At 63.3% G+C, this 25,027-nt stretch carries 31 protein-coding genes, 1 other RNA gene and 1 pseudogene; 12 read left to right on the forward strand and 21 right to left on the reverse strand.

Annotation, left to right across the window (positions count from 1 at the left end; genetic code table 11):
• Positions 1-255, forward strand: a 255-nt coding sequence (locus tag FJ941_RS29230; protein ID WP_140508898.1) for a hypothetical protein, incomplete at its 5' end; no start/stop codon positions are given.
• A gap of 62 nt (positions 256-317) precedes the next feature.
• Here the strand turns inward: FJ941_RS29230 and msrB are convergent.
• The 5 genes from msrB to FJ941_RS22110 all read right to left on the reverse strand — a co-directional run bounded on the left by msrB (position 318) and on the right by FJ941_RS22110 (position 4,226).
• On the reverse strand, positions 318-722 hold the full coding sequence (gene msrB / locus FJ941_RS22090; protein WP_027141754.1) for a peptide-methionine (R)-S-oxide reductase MsrB: 405 nt from the start codon (positions 720-722) through the stop codon (positions 318-320).
• Positions 723-834: 112 nt separating this feature from the next.
• The gene (locus FJ941_RS22095) at positions 835-1,632 is read right to left on the reverse strand and encodes an MBL fold metallo-hydrolase (RefSeq protein WP_140508900.1); all 798 of its coding nucleotides are present in this window, start codon (positions 1,630-1,632) and stop codon (positions 835-837) included.
• An 18-nt stretch (positions 1,633-1,650) separates the two neighbouring features.
• The gene (locus tag FJ941_RS22100) at positions 1,651-2,841 is read right to left on the reverse strand and encodes a VWA domain-containing protein (protein ID WP_140508902.1); all 1,191 of its coding nucleotides are present in this window, start codon (positions 2,839-2,841) and stop codon (positions 1,651-1,653) included.
• Between the two features lie 6 nt (positions 2,842-2,847).
• A complete protein-coding gene (locus FJ941_RS22105) occupies positions 2,848-3,294 on the reverse strand; it encodes a GNAT family N-acetyltransferase (protein ID WP_140508904.1) in 447 nt (148 codons plus the stop codon).
• Between the two features lie 92 nt (positions 3,295-3,386).
• A complete protein-coding gene (locus FJ941_RS22110) occupies positions 3,387-4,226 on the reverse strand; it encodes a MoxR family ATPase (protein WP_140508906.1) in 840 nt (279 codons plus the stop codon).
• Positions 4,227-4,371: 145 nt separating this feature from the next.
• Here FJ941_RS22110 and ssrS point away from each other — a divergent pair.
• The 4 genes from ssrS to FJ941_RS22130 all read left to right on the forward strand — a co-directional run bounded on the left by ssrS (position 4,372) and on the right by FJ941_RS22130 (position 6,935).
• Positions 4,372-4,527: non-coding RNA, 6S RNA (gene ssrS / locus FJ941_RS22115), on the forward strand.
• A 96-nt stretch (positions 4,528-4,623) separates the two neighbouring features.
• On the forward strand, positions 4,624-5,211 hold the full coding sequence (locus FJ941_RS22120; protein WP_027141761.1) for a 5-formyltetrahydrofolate cyclo-ligase: 588 nt from the start codon (positions 4,624-4,626) through the stop codon (positions 5,209-5,211).
• 63 nt (positions 5,212-5,274) lie between these two features.
• Positions 5,275-6,099, forward strand: a complete 825-nt coding sequence (locus FJ941_RS22125) for a YmdB family metallophosphoesterase (RefSeq protein WP_140508908.1) — start codon at positions 5,275-5,277, stop codon at positions 6,097-6,099.
• 68 nt (positions 6,100-6,167) lie between these two features.
• Complete coding sequence (locus FJ941_RS22130) at positions 6,168-6,935, forward strand: TerC family protein (protein WP_027141763.1); 768 nt, start codon at positions 6,168-6,170, stop codon at positions 6,933-6,935.
• Positions 6,936-7,060: 125 nt separating this feature from the next.
• Here FJ941_RS22130 and FJ941_RS22135 read toward each other — a convergent pair whose 3' ends face one another.
• From FJ941_RS22135 to FJ941_RS22145, 3 genes are read right to left on the reverse strand one after another with little or no spacing between them, the layout of a single operon-like run.
• On the reverse strand, positions 7,061-7,528 hold the full coding sequence (locus FJ941_RS22135) for an SRPBCC family protein (RefSeq protein ID WP_140508910.1): 468 nt from the start codon (positions 7,526-7,528) through the stop codon (positions 7,061-7,063).
• 25 nt (positions 7,529-7,553) lie between these two features.
• Entirely contained in the window at positions 7,554-7,916 is a 363-nt protein-coding gene (locus FJ941_RS22140; protein ID WP_140508911.1) for a hypothetical protein, read from the reverse strand.
• Positions 7,917-7,932: 16 nt separating this feature from the next.
• Complete coding sequence (locus tag FJ941_RS22145) at positions 7,933-8,415, reverse strand: SRPBCC domain-containing protein (protein ID WP_140508913.1); 483 nt, start codon at positions 8,413-8,415, stop codon at positions 7,933-7,935.
• Positions 8,416-8,466: 51 nt separating this feature from the next.
• Here FJ941_RS22145 and FJ941_RS22150 point away from each other — a divergent pair, with 51 nt between their 5' ends.
• The 3 genes from FJ941_RS22150 (at position 8,467) to FJ941_RS22160 (ending at position 10,106) form a co-directional block, all read left to right on the forward strand.
• Positions 8,467-8,790: a helix-turn-helix domain-containing protein gene (locus tag FJ941_RS22150; RefSeq protein WP_140508915.1), complete on the forward strand. Its 324-nt coding sequence runs from the start codon at positions 8,467-8,469 to the stop codon at positions 8,788-8,790.
• 252 nt (positions 8,791-9,042) lie between these two features.
• Positions 9,043-9,792 (forward strand): YebC/PmpR family DNA-binding transcriptional regulator, encoded by a 750-nt coding sequence (locus FJ941_RS22155; protein WP_140508917.1) that lies wholly within the window; start codon positions 9,043-9,045, stop codon positions 9,790-9,792.
• 17 nt (positions 9,793-9,809) lie between these two features.
• Positions 9,810-10,106 carry a SelT/SelW/SelH family protein gene (locus FJ941_RS22160; protein WP_140508919.1) on the forward strand — a complete coding sequence of 99 codons (297 nt, stop codon included), beginning with the start codon at positions 9,810-9,812 and terminating at the stop codon, positions 10,104-10,106.
• 24 nt (positions 10,107-10,130) lie between these two features.
• Here FJ941_RS22160 and FJ941_RS29065 read toward each other — a convergent pair whose 3' ends face one another.
• Both FJ941_RS29065 and FJ941_RS22165 read right to left on the reverse strand, forming a co-directional pair.
• Positions 10,131-10,289: a hypothetical protein gene (locus tag FJ941_RS29065; RefSeq protein ID WP_181166615.1), complete on the reverse strand. Its 159-nt coding sequence runs from the start codon at positions 10,287-10,289 to the stop codon at positions 10,131-10,133.
• A 63-nt stretch (positions 10,290-10,352) separates the two neighbouring features.
• Positions 10,353-10,832, reverse strand: a complete 480-nt coding sequence (locus tag FJ941_RS22165; protein WP_140508921.1) for a DUF1772 domain-containing protein — start codon at positions 10,830-10,832, stop codon at positions 10,353-10,355.
• A gap of 145 nt (positions 10,833-10,977) precedes the next feature.
• Between FJ941_RS22165 and FJ941_RS22170 the strand changes: the two genes are divergently transcribed.
• Positions 10,978-11,607 carry a TetR/AcrR family transcriptional regulator gene (locus tag FJ941_RS22170; RefSeq protein ID WP_140508923.1) on the forward strand — a complete coding sequence of 210 codons (630 nt, stop codon included), beginning with the start codon at positions 10,978-10,980 and terminating at the stop codon, positions 11,605-11,607.
• An 82-nt stretch (positions 11,608-11,689) separates the two neighbouring features.
• Here the strand turns inward: FJ941_RS22170 and rpmE are convergent, their stop codons facing one another.
• On the reverse strand, positions 11,690-11,911 hold the full coding sequence (gene rpmE, locus FJ941_RS22175; RefSeq protein ID WP_010912060.1) for a 50S ribosomal protein L31: 222 nt from the start codon (positions 11,909-11,911) through the stop codon (positions 11,690-11,692).
• Between the two features lie 205 nt (positions 11,912-12,116).
• Between rpmE and FJ941_RS22180 the strand changes: the two genes are divergently transcribed.
• Positions 12,117-13,916 carry an ABC transporter transmembrane domain-containing protein gene (locus FJ941_RS22180; RefSeq protein WP_140508925.1) on the forward strand — a complete coding sequence of 600 codons (1,800 nt, stop codon included), beginning with the start codon at positions 12,117-12,119 and terminating at the stop codon, positions 13,914-13,916.
• A 21-nt stretch (positions 13,917-13,937) separates the two neighbouring features.
• On the opposite strand, the gene FJ941_RS22185 is transcribed toward FJ941_RS22180, so the two are convergent.
• Entirely contained in the window at positions 13,938-15,422 is a 1,485-nt protein-coding gene (locus FJ941_RS22185; protein WP_140508934.1) for a carboxypeptidase M32, read from the reverse strand.
• A 141-nt stretch (positions 15,423-15,563) separates the two neighbouring features.
• On the opposite strand from FJ941_RS22185, the pseudogene FJ941_RS22190 reads away from it, so the two are divergent.
• A pseudogene (locus tag FJ941_RS22190) lies at positions 15,564-15,917 on the forward strand (DUF1304 domain-containing protein); the annotation flags it as partial.
• Between the two features lie 95 nt (positions 15,918-16,012).
• Here the strand turns inward: FJ941_RS22190 and FJ941_RS22195 are convergent.
• The 7 genes from FJ941_RS22195 to FJ941_RS22225 form a co-directional block, all read right to left on the reverse strand.
• Positions 16,013-16,438, reverse strand: a complete 426-nt coding sequence (locus FJ941_RS22195) for a hypothetical protein (RefSeq protein ID WP_140508936.1) — start codon at positions 16,436-16,438, stop codon at positions 16,013-16,015.
• 251 nt (positions 16,439-16,689) lie between these two features.
• The gene (locus FJ941_RS22200; protein ID WP_140508938.1) at positions 16,690-17,721 is read right to left on the reverse strand and encodes a peptidoglycan -binding protein; all 1,032 of its coding nucleotides are present in this window, start codon (positions 17,719-17,721) and stop codon (positions 16,690-16,692) included.
• A gap of 1 nt (position 17,722) precedes the next feature.
• A complete protein-coding gene (locus tag FJ941_RS22205; RefSeq protein WP_140508940.1) occupies positions 17,723-18,748 on the reverse strand; it encodes a MotA/TolQ/ExbB proton channel family protein in 1,026 nt (341 codons plus the stop codon).
• A 126-nt stretch (positions 18,749-18,874) separates the two neighbouring features.
• Complete coding sequence (locus FJ941_RS22210; RefSeq protein ID WP_140508942.1) at positions 18,875-19,561, reverse strand: hemolysin III family protein; 687 nt, start codon at positions 19,559-19,561, stop codon at positions 18,875-18,877.
• 83 nt (positions 19,562-19,644) lie between these two features.
• Complete coding sequence (locus FJ941_RS22215; RefSeq protein WP_140508944.1) at positions 19,645-20,445, reverse strand: inositol monophosphatase family protein; 801 nt, start codon at positions 20,443-20,445, stop codon at positions 19,645-19,647.
• Between the two features lie 86 nt (positions 20,446-20,531).
• A complete protein-coding gene (efp, locus tag FJ941_RS22220; protein ID WP_027141779.1) occupies positions 20,532-21,098 on the reverse strand; it encodes an elongation factor P in 567 nt (188 codons plus the stop codon).
• A 139-nt stretch (positions 21,099-21,237) separates the two neighbouring features.
• Positions 21,238-22,107 (reverse strand): LysR family transcriptional regulator, encoded by an 870-nt coding sequence (locus FJ941_RS22225; protein WP_140508945.1) that lies wholly within the window; start codon positions 22,105-22,107, stop codon positions 21,238-21,240.
• 106 nt (positions 22,108-22,213) lie between these two features.
• On the opposite strand from FJ941_RS22225, the gene FJ941_RS22230 reads away from it, so the two are divergent.
• Positions 22,214-23,230 carry an NAD(P)-dependent alcohol dehydrogenase gene (locus FJ941_RS22230; protein WP_140508947.1) on the forward strand — a complete coding sequence of 339 codons (1,017 nt, stop codon included), beginning with the start codon at positions 22,214-22,216 and terminating at the stop codon, positions 23,228-23,230.
• 15 nt (positions 23,231-23,245) lie between these two features.
• Here the strand turns inward: FJ941_RS22230 and FJ941_RS22235 are convergent, their stop codons facing one another.
• On the reverse strand, positions 23,246-24,286 hold the full coding sequence (locus FJ941_RS22235; protein ID WP_140508948.1) for a tetratricopeptide repeat protein: 1,041 nt from the start codon (positions 24,284-24,286) through the stop codon (positions 23,246-23,248).
• 1 nt (position 24,287) lies between these two features.
• Positions 24,288-24,935: a thiamine phosphate synthase gene (locus tag FJ941_RS22240; protein ID WP_140508950.1), complete on the reverse strand. Its 648-nt coding sequence runs from the start codon at positions 24,933-24,935 to the stop codon at positions 24,288-24,290.
• Between the last annotated feature and the right edge of the window lie 92 nt (positions 24,936-25,027).

Raw genomic sequence — 25,027 nt, forward strand, 5'->3', positions numbered from 1 at the left:
CCGCCAAGGCGGCCCGATCGCCTTTCAAAAAACGCCCATGCATCACGTGCGCCAAATATCGGCTCCCGTGCAAAGGCCTCGCTTGGGCTGAAGGTGCCGCTCGGTCTTGTCCTGGCGGTGCATTTTGCACCGGTGCCCTACAACGTCTTCCTGACTTTGGCGGTCTGGCGCACGGCTGAGAAGGCCGGCGGTGCCAGGGCTTCGCTCTTCATGCTAGGATCAGCGCTCTGGCTGATCGCCACGATCGTCGTCTGACGAGGCGACCCGTACGAAAAGGGCGGCCAGAGCCGCCCTTCGCGAGAAATGATGACGCCTGTTCAGGCCGCGGGCTCGAATTTCAGCGCCACGCCATTGATGCAGTAGCGCAGGCCGGTCGGCGGCGGGCCGTCCTCGAAGACATGGCCGAGATGGCTGCCGCAACGAGAGCAGTGGCATTCGGTACGGACCATGCCGTAGCTGCGGTCGACCGTGTTCTCGACCGAGCCCGGAACGGGATCGTTGAAGCTCGGCCAGCCGGTGCCGCTCTCGAACTTCAGCGTGGATTGGAACAGCGGCTGGTCGCAGCCAACGCAGGAAAAAGTGCCGGCACGCTTCTCATAGAGCAGGGCGCAGCTCCCCGGCCGCTCGGTGCCATGGTTGCGCATGACCGCGTACTGCTCCGGCGTCAGCCGGGCGCGCCATTCGGCGTCGGTGCGGGTTACGGGGTAGGTGTGGGTGTCCATTTGATCTCCTCAGCCTTGGCGGCTCGTTCTTGGTTGCAACCGGATATTCGCAACAAGATAGGCGTTTGTTACGACATTTGCCCGCATTTTCGAGCGGACCACCTGGAATTCCTCAGGCAATCGCCGCGAGATAGCGCGTGACAGAGGCGGCCAGCGCCGTCTTCGCATCGCTGATGATGTTCTGGTTCCACCATGCGCCGTAGATGTCGTCGAAGGCGAACGGCGCAAGGGCTGCCGCGATGCGGTGTATGGCGGCAGCATTGAGCGGGATCTGGTTCGGATAGCTGTACATGAAGCTGACATGGCGGCGTGTCGGCGTCACCTGCAGGATGTCGCCGGTCAGCAGGGCATCGGCACCGTCGCGTTTCCAGTGCAGCACCTGGCCGCCGGCAAAGTGGCCGCCGCAGCGGATGAGTGTCAGCGACGGGTTGATGGCCAGCGTCTCGCCTTGCCAACTGACGATCGAGCGATGCGGCCGCATGATCCATTGCCGGTCGTCGGCATGGAGATAGATCGGCACGCCGCCAAACGCCTCGCTCCATTCGACCATCACTGAATAGTAATGGCAGTGCGAGATGGCGATCGCGGCAAGGCCGCCGCGGCGGTTGATCTCCGCCACCGCCTCGTCGCTTACCATCGAGATGCAGTCCCATAGCACATTGCCGTGCAGCGTTTGCGCCAGCAGCGCCCGCTGTCCGATGGCGAAGCGCGGCTCGATGCCAAACGCGAGCACGCCGGCGTCGTCCTTCATCACCAGCCGATGCGCGGCGGCGAGTTGTTGGGGCGTGGTCCAGGCCTGGCCCTCCCAGCGCACATACTGCCGTTCGTCCTCGCAAATCGGGCAGTGTCGCGGTGGCGTTTCCGTCGCCGCGAACTGGACGCCGCACTGCAAGCAGAGGAAGCAGGTCATCTGATCTCCCGTGGTCCTTCAGTGCTTTCTTGAAAGCTGCTTCGTAGCACCTTCGAGCCCGGCCAGTGTCAGCGGAAACATGCGGCCGCCGAAGATGTCACGGATCATCGCGATCGAATGGGTAAAGCCCCAGTTCTTTTCGCTCTCGGGGTTAAGCCACACCGCGTTCGGCCATTGCCGCAGCAGCCGGCCGAGCCAAACGGTTCCGGCCTCGGGGTTCCAGTGTTCCACCGAGCCGCCGGGGTGGGCGATCTCGTATGGGCTCATCGAGGCATCGCCGACGATGATGACCTTATAGTCCGGACCATATTTGTGGAGGAGGTCGAAGGTCGGAATCACCTCGGCATGGCGGCGGCGATTGTCCTTCCACACGCCTTCGTAGATGCAGTTGTGGAAATAGAAATATTCGAGCTGGCGGAATTCGGCGCGGGCGGCCGAAAACAGTTCCTCGACGCTTTTGATATGGTCGTCCATCGAGCCGCCGACATCGAAGAACATCAGGAGCTTCACGGCATTGCGGCGCTCGGGACGCGTCTTGACGTCGAGATAGCCATGCTCGGCGGTGGCGTGGATGGTGCCGGGCAGGTCGAACTCTTCCTCAGCGCCTTCGCGCACCCAGCGGCGCAGCCGCTTCAGCGCGACCTTGATGTTGCGGGTGCCGAGTTCGATGGCATCGTCGAAATTCCTGAACTCGCGCTTGTCCCAGACCTTCACCGCGCGGCGGTTGCGGCTTTCATGCTGGCCAATGCGGACGCCTTCGGGGTTGTAGCCATAGGCGCCGAAGGGCGAGGTGCCGCCGGTGCCGATCCATTTCGAACCGCCCTGGTGGCGGCCTTTTTGTTCCTCGAGCCGTTGCTTCAGCGTCTCCATCAGCTTGTCGAAGCCGCCAAGCGCCTCGACCAGCTTTTTCTCCTCTTCGGTCAGGTGTTTCTCGGCGAGCCGGCGCAGCCATTCCTCGGGAATGTCGGCGACATTGATGGCATCCGGGCCACCCAGCGCCTCGATGCCCTTGAAGACATGCGCGAACACCTGGTCGAAGCGGTCGATATGGCGCTCGTCCTTCACCAGGGCGGCGCGAGCAAGATAGTAAAATCCCTCGACATCATAGTCGACCAGTCCGGCTTTCAGCCCTTCCAGCAGAGAGAGGTATTCCCTGAGCGAAACGGGAACACGCGCTGCCTTCAGTTCGAGGAAGAAGGGGATGAACATGGCCGGTTACAGCAAATCATACTCGATAAAGCCGGTGCGGCGCGCAACGCGGTCGTAGAGCTTGCGCGCGGTGGTGTTGGTCTCGTGCGTCATCCAATAGACGTTCTTCACGCCAATCTTGGCTGCCTCATCCTTGACGGCCTTAATCAGGGCGGCACCGATGCCCTTGCCGCGCACTTGCGGGTCGGCGAACAGGTCCTGCAGGTAGCAGTTGTTTTTCTCCGACCAGCCGGAGCGGTGGTAGAGATAGTGGGTGAGGCCGACCGCCTTGCCGTCGAGGGTAGCGGTAAAACCCTTCGGCTCGAACTCGCCCGCCGTGAACAGCCGCTTCCAGGTGACGGCGTAGACCTCTTCCGGCAGCTTGGTTTCGTAGAAGGTCAGATAGTCGGTCCACAAGCGGCGCCAGTCGGCGTGGTCGGATTGCGCGAGCGGGCGGACAACAATCTCAGACATTTTATCTCCTCCGAAGGGTTCCGGCCGAAGCTGACGTGCTCTTCGGCCGGCGGCAACGGTCCACAGCCGAGGAAAGCGCTATCGCTGCGGTCCTATTGCTGCCGTCTGGCCATGAAGGCCAGCCGCTCGAACAGGTGCACGTCCTGTTCGTTCTTCAGCAGGGCGCCGTGCAGCTTGGGCAGCGCGTTCTTGGCGTCGGCGCGCAAATCCTCTGGCGCGATGTCGTCAGCGACCAGCAGGCGGATCCAGTCCAACGCCTCCGATGTCGACGGCTTTTTCTTCAGCCCCGGCACGTCACGGATTTCGTAGAATTGGGTGAGCGCCGCGCGCACCAGGTTCTGCTTGATGCCTGGGTAGTGGACATCGACGATCCTGTGCAGCGTGTCGACATCGGGAAAGCGGATATAGTGGAAGAAGCAGCGGCGCAGGAAGGCGTCCGGCAGTTCCTTCTCGTTGTTGGAAGTGATGATGACGATCGGCCGCACCGCAGCGCGGATGGTCTCACCGGTCTCGTAGACGAAGAATTCCATCCGGTCGAGTTCCTGCAGCAGGTCGTTGGGGAACTCGATGTCGGCCTTGTCGATCTCGTCGATCAGAAGCACGACCTTCTTGCCGGCCGCGAATGCCTCCCAAAGCTTGCCGCGCTTGATGTAGTTCTTGATGTCGTTGAACCTGAGATCGCCGAGCTGGCTGTCGCGCAGCCGCGACACGGCATCGTACTCGTAAAGACCTTGCTGCGCCCGTGTCGTCGATTTGACATGCCATTCGATGAGGTCGAGGCCGAGTGCCGCCGCCACCTGGCGGGCAAGTTCAGTCTTGCCGGTGCCGGGCTCGCCCTTGACCAGCAACGGCCGCTCCAGCGCGATCGCCGCGTTGACCGCCACCATCAGATCCTTGTCGGCGACATAGGCCGCCGTGCCTTCGAAACGCATTTTTGCTCCTCGGTTCGTTCCGGGGACCGTAAGGAGGCCCTCTGGTCCGCGCAAGGGCGGGTTTGCAACGGCGATGATGCCAAATCGGCGCGGAAAGAGCACCGTCTCTCTGGCGCATGGGCCACCATCGGCCTATATTGGCGGAGGCGGTCTGCGCTTCCCGGCAGGAGACACTTTTCCCCGGGGCCTTAATGATCCTTAGGGAGCTGTCCCTGGGAAGACCCGTGGGTTTTCTCATACGGCGCCCACCTACTTTGTAGGCACCCGGGATCGACCTCTCCACCGGTTGTGTGGATCGCCACTTGTCGCAAGGCGTCCACGCATCGCGGTGGATGATGCGGTGGAAAACGTCGCTCTTGAGACCTCACACAGTTCTGACCTTTTCTACCTTGGCCGCATGACCTCTCCCAAAGACCTTAAAAAACGGCTGCGCCTCGAGGCACTCGCCCGCCGCGACGCGCTTGATGAATTCTGGCGGGTCGAGGCCGCGCTCGAAATGGCGGAGACGGCGCGCGACCGTCTGGAGGTCGGGTCCGGTCAGATCGTCTCCGGTTTCTGGCCAATGCGCTCGGAGGTGGATGTCAGGCCATTGATGTTCGCCTTGCGCGAGAAGGGCGCACGGCTCTGCCTGCCCGCCATTCTCGACAAAACCACCATCGTCTTTCGCGAGCTGGTGCGTGGTGCGCCGATGGTCGACATGGGCTTTGGCACGGTCGGACCGCACGCGGAGGCCGAAGTTCTCGACCCCTCGGTCATGCTGGTGCCGCTCGCCGCCTTCGACGCGCGCGGCCACCGCATCGGTTATGGCGCGGGCTATTACGATCGCGCGATCGCGAAGCTCGTCGACAAGGGGCATGCGCCCCGGCTGGTCGGCATCGCCTTCGACTGCCAAGAAGTTTCGCAAGTTCCGGACGAACCCCATGACGTGGTCATCGCGGAAATACTCACCGAGAGCGGGTTGCGCCGCTTTGCACCAAAATTGTAGATAGTTCTTTGAAACGCATGATCTTTGCCGAAAAGTCATGCAACTTTTCGGGATCAGGCATAGATGAGACTTCTCTTCCTCGGGGACATGGTCGGTAAGACGGGCCGCACCGCGGTGTGGGAACAACTGCCTGGCCTGATCTCCGACTTCAAACTCGATTTCGTCATCGTCAACGGCGAGAACGCCGCCGGCGGCTTCGGCATCACCGAAGAGATTTTTCGCGAGACGATCGCGGCGGGCTGCGATGTCGTGACCACCGGCAACCATGTCTGGGACCAGCGCGACGCGCTGGCCTTCGCGCCGCGCGAGCAGCGTTTCCTGCGGCCCTCCAATTTTCCCAAAGGCACGCCAGGGCGCGGCTCCGGCGTCTATATCGCCAGGAGCGGCGCGCGTGTGCTGGTCGCCAACATCATGGGCCGGGTATTCATGCATCCCGAGCTCGATGATCCGTTCCAGGCCGGCGAACGCGAGCTTGCGGCCTGTCCGCTCGGCGAGCAGGCGGATGCGGTGGTGATCGACTTCCACGCCGAGGCAACCTCGGAAAAGATGTGCTTCGCGCATTTTGTCGACGGCCGTGCCAGCCTGGTCGTCGGCACCCACACGCACCAGCCCACCGCCGATCACCAGATACTCAATGGCGGCACCGGCTACCTGTCGGATGCCGGCATGTGCGGTGACTACGATTCCTCGCTTGGCATGGACAAGGAAGAACCGCTCAACCGGTTCCTGTCGAAGGTGCCGAAAGGCCGTTTCGAAGCGGCGATCGGCCCGGCGACATTGTGCGGGGTCGGCGTGAATATTTCCGACCGCACCGGGCTGACCGAGAAGATCGCGCCGTTTCGTCGCGGCCCCCGGCTGGAGGAAACGGTCCCCTCCTTCTGGTCGTGACATTGATATAAGCGTTCGCAATACCCAACTGCCGGCGACACTGCTCTAGATCGTAGGGGACGACCTCCATGCAGCTTATCGAATTCCTGGCGCCGCATTTTCAATTCGTTTCCGACCCGACCGCCTGGGTCGCGTTGCTGACGCTGGTGGTGCTCGAGATCGTGCTCGGCATCGACAATCTGATCTTCATCTCCATCCTGACCAACAAGCTGCCGGTGGAGCAGAGGGCTCGTGCGCGCCGCCTTGGCATCTCGGCCGCGCTGATCATGCGCCTGGTGCTGCTTGCCACCATTTCCATCATCGTCCAGCTGACGACGCCGGTGTTCACGGCCTTAGGCCACGGCTTCTCCTGGCGCGACCTGATCCTGATCGCAGGCGGCCTGTTCCTGGTGTGGAAGGCGACCAAGGAAATCCACCACACGGTCGATCCCGACGACCATCAGGACACGATGCTGGGCGAAACGCTCAAGATCTCGCTTGCCGGCGCGATCTTCCAGATCCTGCTGCTCGACCTCGTCTTCTCTATCGATTCCATCATCACCGCGGTCGGCATGACCGACGAGATCGCCATCATGTACATCGCGGTCATCGTGGCCGTCACGGCGATGATGCTTGCCGCCGGACCGCTGGCGGACTTCATCGCCAAGAACCCGAGCATCGTCATGCTGGCGCTGGGCTTCCTGCTGATGATCGGCATGACACTGATCGCCGACGGCATGGGCTACCATGTGCCCAAGGGCTACATCTACGCCGCGATGGGTTTTTCGGCGCTGGTCGAGGGACTCAACATGCTGGCGCGACGGCGCAAGAAAGCGAAATCCGGCGACGGGCACTGAGACCGACCGGATCGGGCGAGCCTCGGCATTTCCGGCGAGAACAGGATCGCCTCCAATGCGCTATCTCTTTGCTTTACGCAATTCCGAACGCAAAAGCGCTTCGCACTTTTGCGTTCGGAATTGATTTAATGCCCCGGAGCGCCCTTCGGGTGGCGGTCGGCGATCAGGCCCAGCGTCAGGCCCTGTTCCAGCCAGGCCTTGGCGCCGGCGAGGACAAGTGCAAAGCCGCCGGTTGAGCCGACCGCTTGTTTCACCTGCTCGTCGCCCTTGCCGGCAAAGCCGAAATTGTGGACTTCGAGGAAGGTCGCCTCCCCAGGCATTTCGGTGAAGGTCCAGACCACCGTGGTCGGCGGATCGCTCCACGTCATGACGATCTTCTTGTCCCTGACGATCTCGCTGACATCGACGGTCGTCGAGACGCCATACATGCGCCACTCCCACTGAACCGGCTTGCCGCCATCAAGCCGGCCGCTGCCGTGGGTGAACCAGAATTGGGTCGTGATCGCCGGGTCGACGATGGCTTCGAAAACATCAGCGACCGGCCGCCGGATCAGCATGGCGGCTTCGGCGGTCGGTGTTTCACGGATTTCCATGGCGATCTCCTTTTCGAATACGCGCTCACCAGGCGTCGGGTTCGCGTACCATGTGAATGATGTTGGCCGGATTGGTGGTCCAGCCACCTCGGAAACCCAAGCCCAATGGCTCAATGGCATCGCAACGCACAACGCCCGCCTTGGCCAGATGATCCGCGGCGCCCGGAAAATCCTGCGTGAAAAGCTCCAGCCAGATCTCGGCTTGGCTCATCATCGGCGCTTCGTCGATCCACAGCCTGACAGGCCCAAGTTCGAAGCCGACGGCCGGCGCCTTGGTGGTGAACGGCTTGAGGCCGACGACGTCGCGGTAGAAGGCGACCGTCGCTTCGTACTGGTGCGATGGCACCTTCATGGCGATGTTGATGCCGCCGGTGATCTTCGCGGTCATGGCTGGGTTCCGTTTTTTAAATGTTGTTTTCGCTGGCGGGCTCGCCCTTCATCTCGCTGCGGTAATAACCGTCGCGCAGATTGATGCCGTATTCGACGTAGGCCTTCATACAGGCCAGCATCTGCGACCAGCCCTCGCAATTCAGGTAGGACTTCTTCAGGCCGACCGCGCCTTCGTGCCAGCCGCTCTCGGCGATGGTGACGAAGGTGCCGCCATCGTCGAGCGGCTCGAAATTCATCTCGATGCGGGTCTTGTAGGCGGGCTTGCCGTCGGCGTCGGTAGCATCCCAGCGCAACACGATGCGGCTGTCCTTGACCACTTCGTCGACCTCGACCGGCACCTTGCCCCACCAGACGACACCCGAACCGGCAACCAATGGCGCGCTGGCGCCGCCGATGGTGGTGAAATAACCGCTGAGCTTCTTCGGATTGGCGACCGCGTCGAAGACTTCGGCGACCGGTTTACCGATGCGCCCTGAAACCCTGAATCCAAGAGACATATCCACAGCTCCTTGCTTGATCGCGACAACGATATGTTATATAAAAGTAACATGTCAAGCCGATCGCAGGACGACAATGTTTTCAAGGCGCTGGCGCATCCGCGCCGGCGCGAAATGCTGGACCGGTTGAAAGACGAGCCCAGGACCACCGGCATGCTGTGCGAAGCCTTTCCCGATATCGACCGCTGCACGGTCATGCTCCATCTCAAGGTGCTGGAGGAGGCAGATCTGATCGTTGCGCGTCGTGATGGGCGCGAGCGCTGGAACCACCTCAACGCGCTGCCGATCAAGCAGATTCACGACCGCTGGATCAGCCAGTATGCCGGCCATGCGCTCAGCATCATCGACCGGCTGAAGTCCGATCTGGAAGGGTAGGACTCCGATCTCGAAGGGTAGGACATAGGCCGGGCGAAGCCTGCTTGCCGGGCCGCCGCATGCCGAGTGCCCGGCAACGCGGCGCGGCTGGACGAATTGAGCCGATTTATCTATAAGCCGGCCATTCCGACACAGAGCGCGTACGTTCACCCGGACGCATCAGGACGCTCTGAAATTGAATTCGAGCCTTTTGCAAAGGCGAGGTGACGCACCTCGCGGCAAGACGCTCTAGCCGAACACGACAGGGGTGCCATGGCTGGCCATTCACAGTTCAAGAACATCATGCACCGCAAGGGCCGTCAGGACGCGGTGCGGTCGAAAATGTTTTCCAAGCTGGCGCGCGAAATCACCGTTGCGGCCAAGAGCGGGACGCCCGATCCATCGATGAACCCGCGCCTGCGCCTGGCGATCCAGAACGCCAAGGCGGTGTCGATGCCGAAGGACAACATCCAGCGCGCCATCAACAAGGCGTCGATGGGCGATGCCGAGAATTACGAAGCCGTGCGCTACGAAGGTTATGGGCCGGGTGGCGTCGCCGTGATCGTCGAGGCGCTGACCGACAACCGCAACCGGTCGGCGTCCAATGTCCGTGCCGCCTTCACCAAGGCAGGCGGCGCGCTCGGCGAAACCGGATCGGTATCGTTCATGTGGGACCGCGCCGGCGAAATCTACTATCCGGCCTCGGCAGGCAGTGCCGACAAGATCATGGACGCGGCCATCGAAGCCGGTGCCGACGATGTCGAATCGGACGAGGAAGGCCACACGATCTATTGCGCCTTCGAGACTCTCGGCGAAGTGTCCAAGGCGCTTGAAGCCTCGCTCGGCGAGGCCGAATCGGTCAAGGCGATCTGGAAGCCGCAGAACAATGTCCCGGTCGACGAAGAGCGGGCGCAGTCGCTGATGAAGCTGGTTGCGACGCTCGAGGACGATGACGACGTGCAAAGCGTGTACGCCAACTTCGAAGTCGACGACGAAACCTTGGCCAAGCTCAGCGCGGCGTGAGTGAAGCCTGATCCGACATGAGCAAAGCTCGGTTGCCCGCCATCCGCATCACCTACTGCACGCAATGCCAGTGGCTGCTACGTGCCGGCTGGATGGCGCAGGAGCTGCTCTCCACCTTCGGCACCGATCTCGGTGAGGTGACGCTGGTGCCGGGCACCGGCGGCATCTTCACCATCTCGTGCAACGATGTACTGGTCTGGAACCGCAAGCGCGACGGCGGCTTTCCGGACGCGGCGAAACTCAAGCAGTTGGTCCGCGACGTGATCGATCCGGATCGTGATCTCGGTCACGCCGACCGCAAGGCGAAGAGCTGATATCTTCCCGCGAAAGCGGGACGATCACTTGCGCCTCTTTCCGAAAACAGCACCGATACCGGCGCCGATCGCTATGCCCATGCCGATGCCGACGGCGGGGTCATCCATCGCCACGCCGAGGGCAGCGCCGAGGCCGACGCCGATCGAAATGCCGACGGCCATGGTCGAATACGGATCGTTCACGGCTCTTTTCCCGACAATGCTTATGGCCGCCACAACGCCCGGCTGCGGCGGTCCGTCAACATGTCAACGCGCGGCGAACCAGAAGGATGCCATGGCAACGATGGCGGTGACGGTGCGAACGTGGTTCCACATCACCCAGTTCCGGAGAAAGCTGGTCCATACGGCGGCGCCATTGCTGCTGGCCGGATCGACGGCGGCCAGCGCATCGTTGAGAGGCACGTTGAAGACCATGGTCACGATCGGGTTGCCGACGAGATAGATCAGCGCGCCGGCCAGAAGCCAGAACGAACCCGGCTGGTTCCAGCCGATGAGGGCGCCGGCGATGAGCACGATGCAGACCAGCCCGGTGCCGAAGAGTGCCGTCATGAACATCGGCGTGATGACAGTGACGTTGATCGAATTCATGGCGGCGATGCCGCCCGCCGCCGGCAGGCGAGCGAACGCCGGCATGACGAAGTTGGAGAAGGCGAAGAACACGCCGCCGACCACGCCTGCGCCCAGGGCCGCGATGAAAGTGAGGATGGGAAGAAGTTTGACAATCATGTCGGTTGCTCCAAGTGCCGGTTGCGGCGGGTTCCTCTGTTTGCAAATGTGACTAATCCTCACATTTGCAAAATGTGATAAACCCTCGTATTCTGCGAGTCAAGTCATTCGAGGCGATTGCCGGGCGCGTTTGTTGGAGACAGTCATGGAAGGCACGCCGGCCAACGAGCAGATCGCTTCGCCGCGCCGGGCACCAAGCCAGCAGCGCAGCCGCGAGCGGGTCGAGCGCATGCTGGCCGCCGCCTCGGCGCTGATCGCCGAGCAAGGCAGCGATGCCATGCGCATGGGTGAAGTCGCTGAACGGGCAGGGGTGTCGATCGGATCGCTCTACCAGTTCTTTCCGGACAAGCGGGCGATCGTCTGGGCGCTGGCAGAGCGCTACACGGTGGAGAGCCAAGCCTGCATCTCGGCGGCGCTCAAGGATGTTACGGATGCAGAGGGGCTGGGCCAAGCGTTTTCGGAGCTGGTCGATATCTACTACCGACTGTTCCTCGCCGAACCGGTGATGCGCGACATCTGGTCGGGCACGCAGGCCGACAAGGCGCTGCGCCGCCTCGAGCTCGCCGACAGCCGGGCCAATGCCGAATTCCTCGGTGCGGTGCTGAAGCGGTTACGTCCCGGCGCCGATCCCGTTTCCCTGGAGACCACGGCCTTTCTCGTCTGGCAGATGGGCGAGGCGGCCATGCGGCTGGCGATCTCGGTCGAGCGGCAGGAGGGCGACAGGCTGGTCGCAGCCTATAAGCGTATGGCGCTCAGGGAACTGCTGGCGGAATAGAGAGCCGAAAACTCAGCCTTCGGCCAAGCAACAAAAAACCCGCCACGAGGGCGGGCTTTTGATCTGCGAAAAAGCTCTTGCCTTAGAGGCCGAAACCTTCAAAGCGCTTCTTGAACTTCGACAGGCGGCCGCCGCGGTCGAGCAGAGTCTGCTGGCCGCCGGTCCAGGCCGGGTGGGTGGTCGGGTCGATGTCGAGGTTCATCGTATCGCCTTCCTTGCCCCAGGTCGAACGGGTCGTGTATTCGGTGCCGTCGGTCATGACGACCTTGATGGTGTGGTAGTCGGGATGAATAGCGCTCTTCATGGCTCGGTTCCTGGCTTGCTGGCGCGGCTGACTGGCATAAGCCTGCGTCGATGCGCCCCTTTTTTAAACTCGAAGCCGCAGCTATTGAGGAGCCACGGCTTCTAAAACGGTCGGCGTGGCTATACATCAGCCGAAATTGAATCACAAGGCCGTGGCTCGCGCATATTGAGGCGCATACAACAAGGCGGCTAGAGGAAACACCGGGATGGCGCAATCCAGCAGCGCAGACGAGCGCCGCCGCTCGCTCAAGCCGCTCAGGCGCCTGTTCCCTTACATCGGCCGCTACCGGAAAATGGTGGCGGGCGCCGTCGTCTCGCTGGCAGTCGCGGCGATGACGACGCTGGCGCTGCCGCTGGCGGTGCGGCGCATGATCGATCATGGCTTCACGCCGGCGGGATCCACCATCATCGCTGAATATTTCGCCGCGCTGGTGGCCATGGCGGCGCTTTTGGCGGCCGCCTCGGCCGGCCGCTACTATTTCGTCATCACGCTCGGCGAGCGCGTCGTCGCCGACATCAGGCGCGACGTTTTCGCTCATGTGACGATGCTGTCGCCGGCCTTCTTCGACACTGCCCAGTCGGGTGAGATCGTGTCGCGGCTCGCCGCCGACACCACGCAGGTCAAGTCGGCGGTAGGCGCCACGGCTTCGGTCGCGCTGCGCAACGTCATCCTTGGGCTCGGCGCCGTGGCGATGATGGTTGTCACCAGCCCAAAACTGTCCAGCCTGGTCATAGCGGCCATTCCGATCATCGTGCTGCCGCTGGTCGCCTTCGGCCGCTCCGTGAGGCGCAAATCCCGGCAGGCACAGGACACGCTCGCCGAGGCGACAGCCTATGCCAGCGAGCAGATCGGCGCAGTGCGCACGCTGCAGGCCTTTACCAATGAGAAACTGGTCACCGGTCGTTTTTCGGGCGCGGTGGAAGCCGCCTTCGAGGCGGCACGTGCCTCGATCTTCGCGCGGTCCTTCCTCACCTTCTTCGCCATCTTCACCATTTTCTCGTCGGTCGTTGCGGTGTTGTGGTTCGGCTCGCGCGACGTGCTCGACGGCAATCTGTCACCCGGCACGCTTGGCCAGTTCCTGCTCTATTCGGTGTTCGCCGCCGGCGCGCTCGGCGCGCTGTCGGAAGTCTGGGGCGAACTCGCGCAAGCAGCGGGTGCGGCCGAACGGTTGACCGAGATCCTGGCCGAGACGCCGGCGATCCAGGCGCCGGCCGAGCCGAAGCCGATGCCGGCAATTGTGAAGGGCGCGATCATCTTCGACGACGTCTCGTTCTCTTATCCGGCGAGGCCCGACCGCGCCGCCGTCCATGGCTTGAGTTTTTCGGTCAAACCCGGCGAGACGGTGGCGATCGTCGGTCCCTCGGGTGCCGGCAAGAGCACTGTCTTTTCGCTGATCCTGCGCTTCTATGATCCCGAAACCGGCAAGATCCTGATCGACGGCATCGACGTGCGTGAGGCTGACCCCGTCGCGGTCAGGCAGCGCATCGCCATCGTGCCGCAAGATGTCACCATCTTCGCGACGAGCGCGCGCGACAATATCGGCTTTGGCCGGCCAGGCGCCAGCGAGGCCGAGATCGAGGCGGCGGCGAAGGATGCGTTGGCCGACGAATTCATCCTCAAGCTCGAGAAGGGTTACGACAGCCAGGTCGGCGAACGCGGCGTGACGCTGTCAGGCGGCCAGCGCCAGCGGGTAGCGATCGCCCGCGCCATCCTGCGCGACGCGCCGGTCCTGTTGCTCGACGAGGCGACCTCGGCCCTCGACGCCGAAAGCGAGACGCTGGTGCAGACGGGGCTCGAGCGGCTGATGCAAGGCCGCACCACCATCGTCATCGCCCACCGGCTGGCGACCGTGCTCAAGGCCGACAGGATCCTGGTCATGGATGGCGGCCGCATCGTCGAGGAAGGCACGCATCAGAGCCTAGTCGTCAAGGGCGGCATCTATGCGCGCCTGGCCAAGCTGCAATTCGAGACCGGCGCCAGCGCCTTCAGGGGCGCGGCGGAATAGCGGGGCTCGATATGGCCGGTCTCATCCACCGTAGCGCTGCTTCAGGTGATTGACGAAATAAACGGCGTTGAGTTTTTCGCCGGTGGCGCGTTCGAGCAGGTCCGGCGTCGTCCAGCGCGATCCCTGCGACCATATCTTCTTGCGGCGCCAGTCGTTGATGGCCGCGAAATTCCCTTTCACCAGGTCGTCGTCGGCGGAAGGATGTTCGCGTATCAGCGCGGCCCATTGCTGCGCCGCCATCATCGCGCCCAGCGTGTAGGAGGGGAAATAGCCGAAGGCGGCACCCGGCCAGTGCACGTCCTGCATCGGCCCATCGGCCGGATTGTCGATGGTGGAGAGGCCGAGATAGTCGCGCATCTTGGCGTCCCAGGCTTCGGGTAGATCAGCCACCTCCAGCCTGCCCGAGACGAGTTCCTGCTCCAGTTCGTAGCGCAGGATGACATGCAGCGGATAGGTTACTTCGTCGGCATCCACGCGGATCAGGCCGCGCTCGACACGATGCACATGCGGCAAGAGATCATCGAGCGACCAGGTTTCGCCGAGATGCTTTTCCACCACCGGCAGCGCCCAGTGCCAGAAAGCAGGATTGCGGCCGATCTGCTTTTCGACGAACAGGCTCTGGCTTTCATGCACGGCCATGCCGCGGGCCTTGCCGAGCGGCCAGTGCGACCATGCCCTCGGCAGGTTCTGCTCATAGAGCGCATGGCCGGTCTCGTGCAGCACGCCCATCAGCGCCGACAGGAAGTCCGATGTCTTGTAGCGGGTGGTGATGCGCACGTCGCTGGGCACGCCGCCGCAGAACGGATGGTGCGACACCGACAGCGAGCCGTGTGTCAGGTCGAAGCCGACCGCCGCCATCATGGCGAGACCGAGTTCGCGTTGCCGGTCGATGGCATAGGTGCCCGAAAGCGGCTTCAGCGGATGCCTGCGCAGCCGCGCTTCCTGGATCGCCAGCGCCTCCGGCACGAAGCCTCTAAGGAAGGCCTTCAGGTCGGCGAAGACGGGAGTGATATCCGCCGTGCGGTTGCCGGGATCGTATTGTTCCATCAGCGCGTCATAGGGCGCGAGGCCGAGCACGTCGGAGCGCAGGGCCGCCTCTTCGCGCACCAGCGCCACCACGCCCTCGAGCGCCGGCTGGAAGCCAGCCCAGTTGTTCTTGGCGCGCAGGTCGCGCCATAGCTGCTCGCAACGCATGCGCGCCGTTGTCTGGCGTTCGACGAATTCGACCGGCAGGCAGGTCAGGTTGGTGTACTGCCGCCGCAGCTCGGTTAGGGCCGCGCGCTGCTCATCGTCCAATGCCTCGGCTTCGGCGGCGGCGATCCAGTCCGATATTTCCGGCGCGGTCGCCCTGGTGTGATACATGCCGGCCAGTGCCGCCATCGCCTCGGCGCGCTTCTCGCCACCGCCAACGGCCATATGGGTCGCTTCATCGGCGCCGAGGATGGCCAGCGCATGCTCAAGCGCTTCGAGCTTGTGGCCGAGGTCGTCGAGTTTGTGAAAGGACATGGCGGCTCCGTGATTGAGGACGGCGCGAAAAGACACCAACGCAAAAGCCTTGGCAACCCTCAGATCCCATTCAGCAGATGCAGCTTGCGCAGGCGAGGTCGAGCATGAAATGCTGCCGGCGACGCATGCAGGGGGAGCAGAATGATCGGCAACATCCTGGCCGGGCTCGTGGCCTTGATCCATGTCTACATCGTCTATCTCGAGATGGTTCTTTGGGACACGCCGCGCGGGCACAAGACATTCCGCCTGACGCCGGAATTCGCCAGTGCCTCGAAGGTGCTCGCCGCCAATCAGGGCCTCTACAACGGATTTCTCGCCGCCGGCCTGATCTGGGGGCTTTACCTCGGCGCCGGCGGGTTCCAGGTCAAGGTCTTCTTCCTGTTGTGCGTGGCCATTGCCGGTCTCTATGGCGCGGCAACGGTCGGCCGCAAGATCCTTTACATCCAGACCGTGCCGGCGGCGGCCGCCCTGATCGCGGTCTGGCTTGGTCGGTGGGCAGGATGGGCTGGTAAGGAAAAGGACGCCTGCGGGATTGGGTCCCGAAGGCGCCAGTTGATCCCTTCCTCCTGGAACTTTCAGGCAGGATCGCCTCAGCCGTTCGGATAGTTTCCGCCGTCGGCGCCATCGCCCATCAGGAAACCGCTGCCGGTGTTGACCATCAGACGCTGGTCGACAGTGTCGAGCTGGCGCAGCAGGTCATGGTATTGCGCGGCCGGTATCCTGCCGTGATCCGACGCGGCTATCTTCTCGGCGGCCCGACCGATACGGGCGGTGCGCATTTCCAGGCGCTCCGCGACGGCCGGGGTGATGTTGTTAGCTCGCCTGGCGTCGACGATGCCCTGATGGACACCCCGAGCCTGTTCAACGAGCGCTGCGACACGCGGGCCTGTCATGGCGGTCGGATCGGTCGCATCGAGTGCACCCTTGTGGTGGCCCGCGGCATAGGCGCCGGCAAGCGGGGCCGCGATCAGAATCGCGGCAAGGGTTGCAGTCTTGAGAGATGCTGAAGTGCTCATAGGGAGGTTCCTCCTGCCGGGAAGGGAGAGCGGCCGCGCCGCTTCGCCTTCCGACCAGTTTGGGTCGTCCAGTTCCGTCGCGTCGCGATGGGAGGCATCGCCGGCGGTTCTCGACCCTGCGCAGCAAGCTAGGAGCGCTTCCGCGCGAAGTGTAATTAAGAAAAGATAATCTTTTCAGGCCTTGCTGGCCGCCGCTTGCGCCCTAGAGTTGAGTCGGCGAACAAATTCGCGTGAGTTCGCGTGATGATGGATCAACGTTCGGTGAGCTTCAGTTCAATGCGGCGGTTCTTGTTACGCGCTTCGTCGGTGTCGGCGGGGTCGAGCGGCTGGAACTCGCCGAAGCCGGCGGCGACGAGCCGGTTGGCCGGCACGCCGTTCTCGATCAGGAACTTGACCACCGAGGTCGAGCGCGCCGTCGACAGCTCCCAATTGTCGCGGTAACGGCCATTGCCGGACAGCGGCTTGTTGTCGGTGTGACCATCGACGCGCAGCACCCAGTTGATCTCCGGCGGGATCTCTTTCTGCAATTCAATGATGGCATCGGCGAGCTTCTTCATCTCGACCTTGCCGGCGTCGTTGATCACTTCGGAGCCGGTCGGGAACAGCACTTCCGACTGGAACACGAAGCGGTCGCCGACGATGCGGATGTTCTCGCGATCGGCGAGGATTTCGCGCAGGCGCCCGAAGAAATCGGAGCGGTAGCGGTTCAATTCCTGCACACGCTGCGCCAGTGCCACGTTCAGGCGACGGCCGAGATCGGCTATCTTGGTGTTGGAATCGCGGTCGCGCGTTTCGGAGACGTTGAGGGCATCCTCGAGCGCGCCAATCTGCTTGCGCAAGGCCGCGATCTGCTGGTTGAGGATCTCTACCTGGCTCAGCGCCTGCTGGCTGATCTGGCGCTGGTTGTCGAGTTCACCACCCAACTGCGCGGCACGCTGGTTGGCGGCGTCGCCGGCGCCGGCACCTTGCGCCAGCAACTGTTCGAGCCGGCTCTTTTCCGCCTGCGCCGCCGACAGGGACGCCTGCAGATTGGCGAGCGAATCCTCCTTGTCCTGCGCCGTCGAGCGCTCCAGCGCCAGAAGCTGGGTCAGTTCGTTGATCTGCGAGTTGAGGCGCGACAGTGCCGTGTCCTTGCCGGAGATTTCGCGGCCGAGCAGGAACTGCGCCAACACGAAAACGGTGAGCAGGAACATGATGGCGAGCAGCAGCGTCGACAACGCGTCGACGAAGCCAGGCCAATAGTCGATACGGCGATCGGTACGCCGGCCCCTGGCAAGCGCCATGCTAGTGCACCCCGGGCTTCTTCAGCGCGTCGGCGATCTTCTCCAGCGTGTTGCGCATCGCCTTCTGCTCGTCGGACTGGGCCTCGACCCAATCGCGCATGATCTGCTGCTCGGAACGCATGTTCTTGACCAGGCCGGAAATGCCGTCGGCGAGATTGGCCATGGCGGTGGCGACGCGCGGATTGGAGCCGCCGCCGTTCTCCTGCATGCTGCGCAGCCGTTCCGACAGGACGCGGATCTCGTCGGAAGATTCGGCCTTGGCCGGGTCGGAAACGACGATGTCGGACGACAGATCGGTGACCGAGGACAGCCAGTTCTCGAGCTCGGTGTAGAAGCGCGTCTGGGCGCGGCCGGCCTGCAGGTCGAGGAAGCCGAGCACGAGTGAGCCGGAGAGGCCGAACAGCGAGGACGAGAAGGCGGTGCCCATGCCGGCCAGCGGCGCCGACAGGCCCTGCTTCAGCGAATCGAGCACCGCCGCCGCATCGCCCGTGCCGGGATCGAGCGATTCGATTGTCTCGCGGATCGAGCCGATCGTATTCAACAGGCCCCAGAAAGTGCCAAGCAGGCCGAGGAACACCAGAAGGCCAACCAGGTAGCGCGAGGTGTCGCGGCTTTCGTCGAGGCGCGTGGCGATGGAATCGAGCATTGTGCGCATCGAGGAGGTCGAAAAGGCCATGGACGACGAGCGTCCGATCATCGCCTTCATCGGCGCCAGCAGCACCGGTTCGGTGGTCTCGGAGCCGGCGCGGAAGGAGTTGACCCAGCGCACCTCGCGAAACAGCCGTCCGACCTGCGTGAAGGCCAGCAGGATACCGACGACGAGCACGCCGACGATCAGGCCGTTGAGGCCGGGATTGGTGACGAATGCCGTCGTGACCTGGCGGGTCAGGATGGCGGCGATGAAGGCGACGATGGCCAGGAAGATGACCATGGTCAGCAGAAAGACCTGAGGGCTCGACAATTTGTGCGGATCGTAGATGAGCACGTCAGAGCGCCTGCCCATGCCGAAGGATCTGAGAAAAGCCATCCGTGCCCCGTTTCCGATGCCGCTGCCGCTGCCGCCGATCACGTAGTTGGCGACTCTAAACGGAATTGTGACCAAATTGAATGGTGCTTGGCAATATTGCCACAGGTGGCTTTTGGAGCCGGCGCTTCAAAGGCGGTTGATGACCAGGCAATCGACCATGGCCGCCAGATGCAGGCCGGCGCCGGTGACGACGAAGCCGTGCCACAGGGCGTTGTGGAAGCGCAGCGCCTTCCAGGCGAAGAAAATCACGCCGCAGGAATAGACGACGCCACCGGCGACGATGAGCACGATCGACGTGGTCGGCAGCGTCTCGACAAGCGGTTTGACAAGGACGACGCCGCTCCAGCCGATGGCAAGGTAGAAGACGATCGCCAGCCTGTCGAAGCGGCCGGGGAAAAACACCTTGACGGCAATGCCCGTTGCGGCCGCGGCCCAGACCAGAACGATCATCCAGCGCGCCAGCGGCGAGTTTCCCAACTGAGCGAGAAAGGGTGTGTAGGTGGCGGCGATCAACAGATAGATCGCGGCATGATCGAAACGCCGCAAAATCCATTTCGCGGGCGAGGTCACCGGCCACAGATTATAAGTCAGCGACACAGAAAGCACCGTGAGCAGCGAGACGACATAGAAGGCGGCTGCGATGTATTCGCCGGGCCCGACCCGGGAGGCGGCGAGCGCCAGCAGCGCCGAACCGGCCGCTATCGCCAGCACGATCCCAACAGCATGGACGATCCCGTCGGCGATCGTCTCGGCGCGCGAATAGTGCCAGCGTCCGATGAACGGGATGTCGATCTGTGGCTGGGTGTCGGTCATCTATCGTCCTGCATCACCCTATAATCTGGGCGACCGACGGACAGTATTTCAAGCTTTGTTTGCGGTTTTACGACTGCGGCGGTTCAGCGCGGCGGGAGCGGCTTTTTCACCGTCTTCAGCAATGCGCGCTGGATGATCTCGTTGCCGGCGACGACCGTGCCGGTGTCCAGCATGTCCTGTCCGCCATTCATGTCGGAGGCGAAGCCGCCTGCCTCGCGGATCAAGAGCAGGCCGGCGGCGATGTCCCAGGCCGACAGGCCGACTTCCCAGAACCCGTCCATGCGTCCGGCGGCGACATAGGCAAGATCGAGCGAGGCGGAGCCCATGCGGCGTACGCCGGAGACCTCGGCCATGACATTGCGCAGTTCGACCAGGAAATTGCCGTGATGGCCGCGGCCGAGATGCGGCACGCCGCAGCCGATCACCGTGTCGACAAGCTTGGTGCGGCCGGCGACGCGCAGGCGGCGATCATTCATGAAGGCACCGCCGCCGCGCTCGGTCGTATAGAGCTCGTCCATGGCCGGATTGTAGATGACGCCGGCAACGATCTGACCCTGGCGCTCAAGCGCGATGGAGACGGCGAAAAGCGGAATGCCGTGCAGGAAATTGGTGGTGCCGTCGAGCGGATCGACGATCCAGCGGTGCTGGCTGTCATCGCCAATGACCGTGCCGCGCTCTTCCATCAGGAAACCGTAGCCCGGGCGCGCTTTCGACAATTCGGCAAACACGATGTCCTCGGCCTTGCGGTCGGCCTGGCTGACATAGTCGCCGGGGCCCTTCATCGAGACCTGCAGGTTCTGGACCTCGCCGAAGTCGCGCGACAGCGAGCGGCCGGCCTTCATTGCGGCCTGAACCATGACGTTGAGGAGGGCGGAGCGTGCCATAGTGCTTCTTCCTGGTGCGGCGCTTTAAACTCTGTCTCGATGCATGCCGGTGACCCAAAAGCAGGGCCACCTTTGGGCGACATGCATCAGTCGGCGCGGCGCACGTAAGTGATTTCGTTGGTGTCGACGATGATGCGTTCGCCGGCGCCGATGAAGGGCGGGACCAGCACCCGAATGCCGTTTTCCAGTACAGCCGGCTTGTAGGAGGACGCTGCCGTCTGGCCCTTCACCACGGGATCCGCCTCGGTGATGGTCAACGTCACATAGTCGGGCAGCGAAATGCCGATCGGCCGCTCCTCGTAGAGCTGAACCGTCACCATCATGCCGTCCTGCAGGAACGCGGCGCGGTCGCCGACGAAATCCTTGTTCAGTTCGAGCTGCTCGTAGCTTTGAGTATCCATGAACACCAGCGCGTCTTCCTGCTCGTAGAGGAAGGAAAAATCCTTCAGGTCGAGCCGGATCTGCTCGACCGTCTCGGCCGAACGGAAGCGTTCGTTGAGCTTGGTGCCGTTGATGAGGTTCTTCAGTTCGACCTGGTTATAGGCGCCGCCCTTGCCGGGCTTGACGGTGTTGGTCCTGACCGCCACCCAGAGGCCGCCATCGTGTTCGATGACATAGCCGGGACGGATTTCGTTGCCATTGATCTTGGCCATGATGATGGGATCCGGGATGCTGCCAACGGCCAGACCGTTGGTTGGGATGTTCGCCGTGACAAGCGATTTAGGGCTCCAAGACCACAAATCGCCCGGAGAGGCAAGGGAGGACGGGTCGGCTCCAGCCGGCAAGCCGGCATCAGGTCTCGATATCGAGGACGTCGCCGACGGTCGTTGCAATGGCCTGCGCGGCCTTCGCCAGGCGGTTGAGGTGAGGAGAGCGCAGTGCCACGACCTGCAATGAAAGGTCCAAATCTCCAGTATCGACAAGCGCGAGGTCGTCGGGAAGTCCGCGCGCGGCGAGCCGCGACGGCATGAGGCCGAGGCCGTGTCCCCGACGTACCCATTCCATCTGCATCGCCGGGTCCTGAATTTCCGCTGCCACAACGAGCCGATGCCGTTCGCCGCCCAAAATGGCGAGGAGTCTCTGACGTGCGTCGCAAGGCTCGGGACTGAGCACCCAAGGCATGGAAGCCCAGGCGGCGTCCCTAAGACGGGATTTGGTAGCGCCGGCGTGCGCTATGACGGCGAGACGTTCGGTGCCGAGCACGTCCGGGCCTTGATGACCGGCGGGTCGTAGAACAATCGCCATGTCGAGTAGGCCGCGCTCGAACTGCTCGATCAGATCCGCGCTCCAACCGGTCTTGAGCCGCAAGGATATTTTTGGAAACGTCGCAGCCGCGCGAGCTATACCGCCCGCAACGCTCCCGTCGGACAAGCCATGTGCCAAGCCGACACGCAGCACGCCTTGCGGTTCGCTGTCGGCGGCGAAGGCTTTCAGAGCCTCGATTGACGCCAGTATGTCTTTCGCGCGCTCCAACACCTCCAGTCCCGCCGTGGTCAGGCGCGGCGGCTTCTGCCGGCGATCAAGAAGCGTTGTCCCGAGCATATCCTCCAGTCGCTGCATCTGACGGGTGACGGCAGGCTGCGTCAAAGGCAGGCGCCGGGCCACATTCTGAATAGAGCCTTCCTCGGCGAACAGAACGAGCGTGCGCAGTTCCTCCAGCATTCTAGCGGTGCTCCAAATGCATAATCATACTGATTATTATGAATTTGAAATCATAAGCAAGGCAAGCGATTTTCCTTTCCAGGGACCTCCAAACGGAAAGAAGACAATGAAGGCCATCGAATTGCAGCACCCGGGCGGCATCGACAATCTCAGGCTGGTCGAGCGGCTGATGCCGGAACCGGGCCGCCAGGAGATGATTATCAAGGTCAAGGCCACGGCACTGAATTACCGCGATGTGGAAATCGCCCATGGCAGTTATCACACTGCCTTTGCGCTGCCATTGGTTCCGCTTTCGGACGGCGTCGGCGAAGTGGTTGCCGTTGGCGCCGAAGTGACCCGCTTCAAGGTCGGCGACCGCGTCTGCGCTACATTCTGGCAGCGTTGGATCGGCGGCAGTTTCGCCATGGCCGAACCCTCCTATCAACGGGGCGGTCCCATCGACGGGTTGCTCAGCGAGTTCGCGAGGCTGGATGAACAGGCGGCCGTCCTTGCGCCAGAGCACCTGAGCGATGTCGAGGCCGCGACCCTGCCTTGCGCCGCCGTGACGGCCTGGCATGCGCTGTTCACCGAAGGCCGGTTGAAACCCGGCGAGACGGTGCTGAGCCTGGGCACAGGCGGTGTCTCGCTGTTTGCGGTGCAGTTTGCCGCCGCCGCCGGCGCACGCGTCATCGTCACGTCAAGCAGCGTCGACAAGCTCACGCGCGCAAAAGCGCTTGGCGCCCATGATGGCATCAACTACCGCAGCGACCCGGATTGGGCGTCAGCCGTGCTGGCGCTCACCGGTGGGCTGGGCGCCGATCACATCATCGAAGTCGGCGGGCCGCAAAGCTTCGCCCAGTCGCTGAGGGCTTCGGCGCGGGGTGCCCAGATCAACGTAATTGGCTATCTCGGCGGCAGTGAAGGGGCAGTCAACCCGCTCGACATCTTCCGCCGCCAGGTCCGGGCACGCGGGATACCGGTTGGTTCACGCGAATCCTTCGAGGCGATGAACCGGGCTCTTGCCGTCAACCGGTTGACGCCGGTGATCGACAAGGTCTTGCCGTGGCGTGAGGCAGCCAGCGCCTTCCGCCATCTCGAACACGGCTCGCCCTTCGGCAAAGTCGTCCTGGATCACATGCAATAAGCATGCGCGCTGTCCTCAGGGCAGGCGGTTCGCCTTCTGCAGGGCCTGCTTGGTCTGGTCGTCGCTCAACCCTTGCAGGAAATCGTCCATCTCCTGATCGATGAGGCCGGCGCGGCGGGCGACGATGTACCAGGCGCCGGCGAGCACGAGGTCCGGATCGGTGCCGATGCCTTGCATATAGAGTTTTGCCAGGCGGTTCTGGGCCGCGACGTTGCCGCCTTCGGCGGCCTGCTTCGTCCAGCCGAACGCCGATTTCAGGTCGCGCGCGCCGCCGCGGCCCTCGATCATCCAGGCGGCGAGATCGATCTGCGCGGTGTCATAGTTCTGACGGGCGGCCTGCGCCAGCAGCCGCCGTGCCTGTGCGTCGTCGCGCGGCTTGCCGCCGACGCCATTGGCATAGATCTGAGACATGGCGTATTGCGCATCGGCGAGACCGGTCGCCGCAGCGCGCTCATAATAGGAAACCGCCTTGGCCAGGCCGGCGTCGCCGGGATCCTGCTGGACCAGCATCTGCGCGAAATTGAATTGCGCCAGCTGGTTGCCGGCTTCGGCGGCGGCCTGCATCAGGGCATAGGCCCCCTTCGCGTCCTTCTTGACATAGCGGCCGTCGAGCAGCATCAGCGCATATTGAAACTGCGATTCCGGCACGCCCTGCTCGGCGGCAAGCGCATACCATTTCGCGGCCTCGGCCGAGTTCAACGGGACACCCAACCCGCGCGACAGGATCTCGGCCACCAGCGTCTGCGCGGCCGGGTCGCCATTCTGCGCACGGACCAGCGCCAGATTGTAGGCGGTCTTGTAGAGCCCGCGCTGGAAGGCACCATAGGCGGCGTCGGCCGGCTTGGCGCCGAAACGATCGGGATTGACGGTGTCGACCGAGGGCAGCGGTGCAGGCTCCGCCGTGGTGGCAGGCTGGGGCAGCTGGTTTTCGATCGGCTTGTCGGTGTGCACGCCGGTTTCAGGCTTGGGCTGCGGCAAGGGTATGGTTTCGGCGGCGGCGGCCTGGATCATCACCGCCGCAAGCAGGGCCTGAAGGGAAAGCCTTGCCAGGGACACGTCAATCCTCGAAGCGCGGCGCTGTTTCGTCGAGCAGCGCATTGGCGCGAGTGATCGCCGCCTTCGGATCGACGCCGTCGGCGAACACGGCGCTGGACAGCGCGACGAACTCGGCGCCGGTGGCGGCCACCGTCTCGACGGAGGCAAGATCGCAACCGGCCTCGACGATGCAGGGGATCTGGATCATCTGCGCCCACCATTGCCCCAATGACAGGTTGCGCGGATGCGGCTCGGGCTTGTTGTCGTAGCCGAAGCGGCCGAAGAAAATGTAATCGGGCCTGGCTTCGCCAAGCTCCAGCGCGTCGTCGCGGGTCTTGGCACCGCCGGCGCCGACCATCATTTTCGCCTGGAAATGCTCGATCGTCTCCGCGAGTTCGGCCTTGGAGACCTCGACATGGATGCCGTCGGCCTGGACCCGGCCCGCGATGCGGGTGTCGCCAGCGATGATGACGGCCACGCCCGCGGCCTGCGCAGCCGGCACGATCTGTTCGGCAAAGGCCTGGAAGGAGGCCTCGTCCATGCCGTTCTCGGGAAGGATCAGCGAGGCGATGTCGCCGCCGTCGAACGCGGCCGCGATGCGGGTGGCCAGCACGCCGGGCGGCGCGATCAGTACGATGCGGCAGCGGTTGGGGGGCGTTGCGTCATTCATGGTTCTTCGATCCCGGGTTTCGCCTATGCCGGGCGAAGATGGTTGGATTGCGGCATAGAGCAAACTGCCCGCTTTGAACAGGCGGGCAGCCA

Origin of the sequence: Mesorhizobium sp. B2-3-13 (assembly GCF_006442195.1) — a bacterium.
GTDB classification, from domain to species: Bacteria; Pseudomonadota; Alphaproteobacteria; order Rhizobiales; family Rhizobiaceae; genus Mesorhizobium; species Mesorhizobium salmacidum.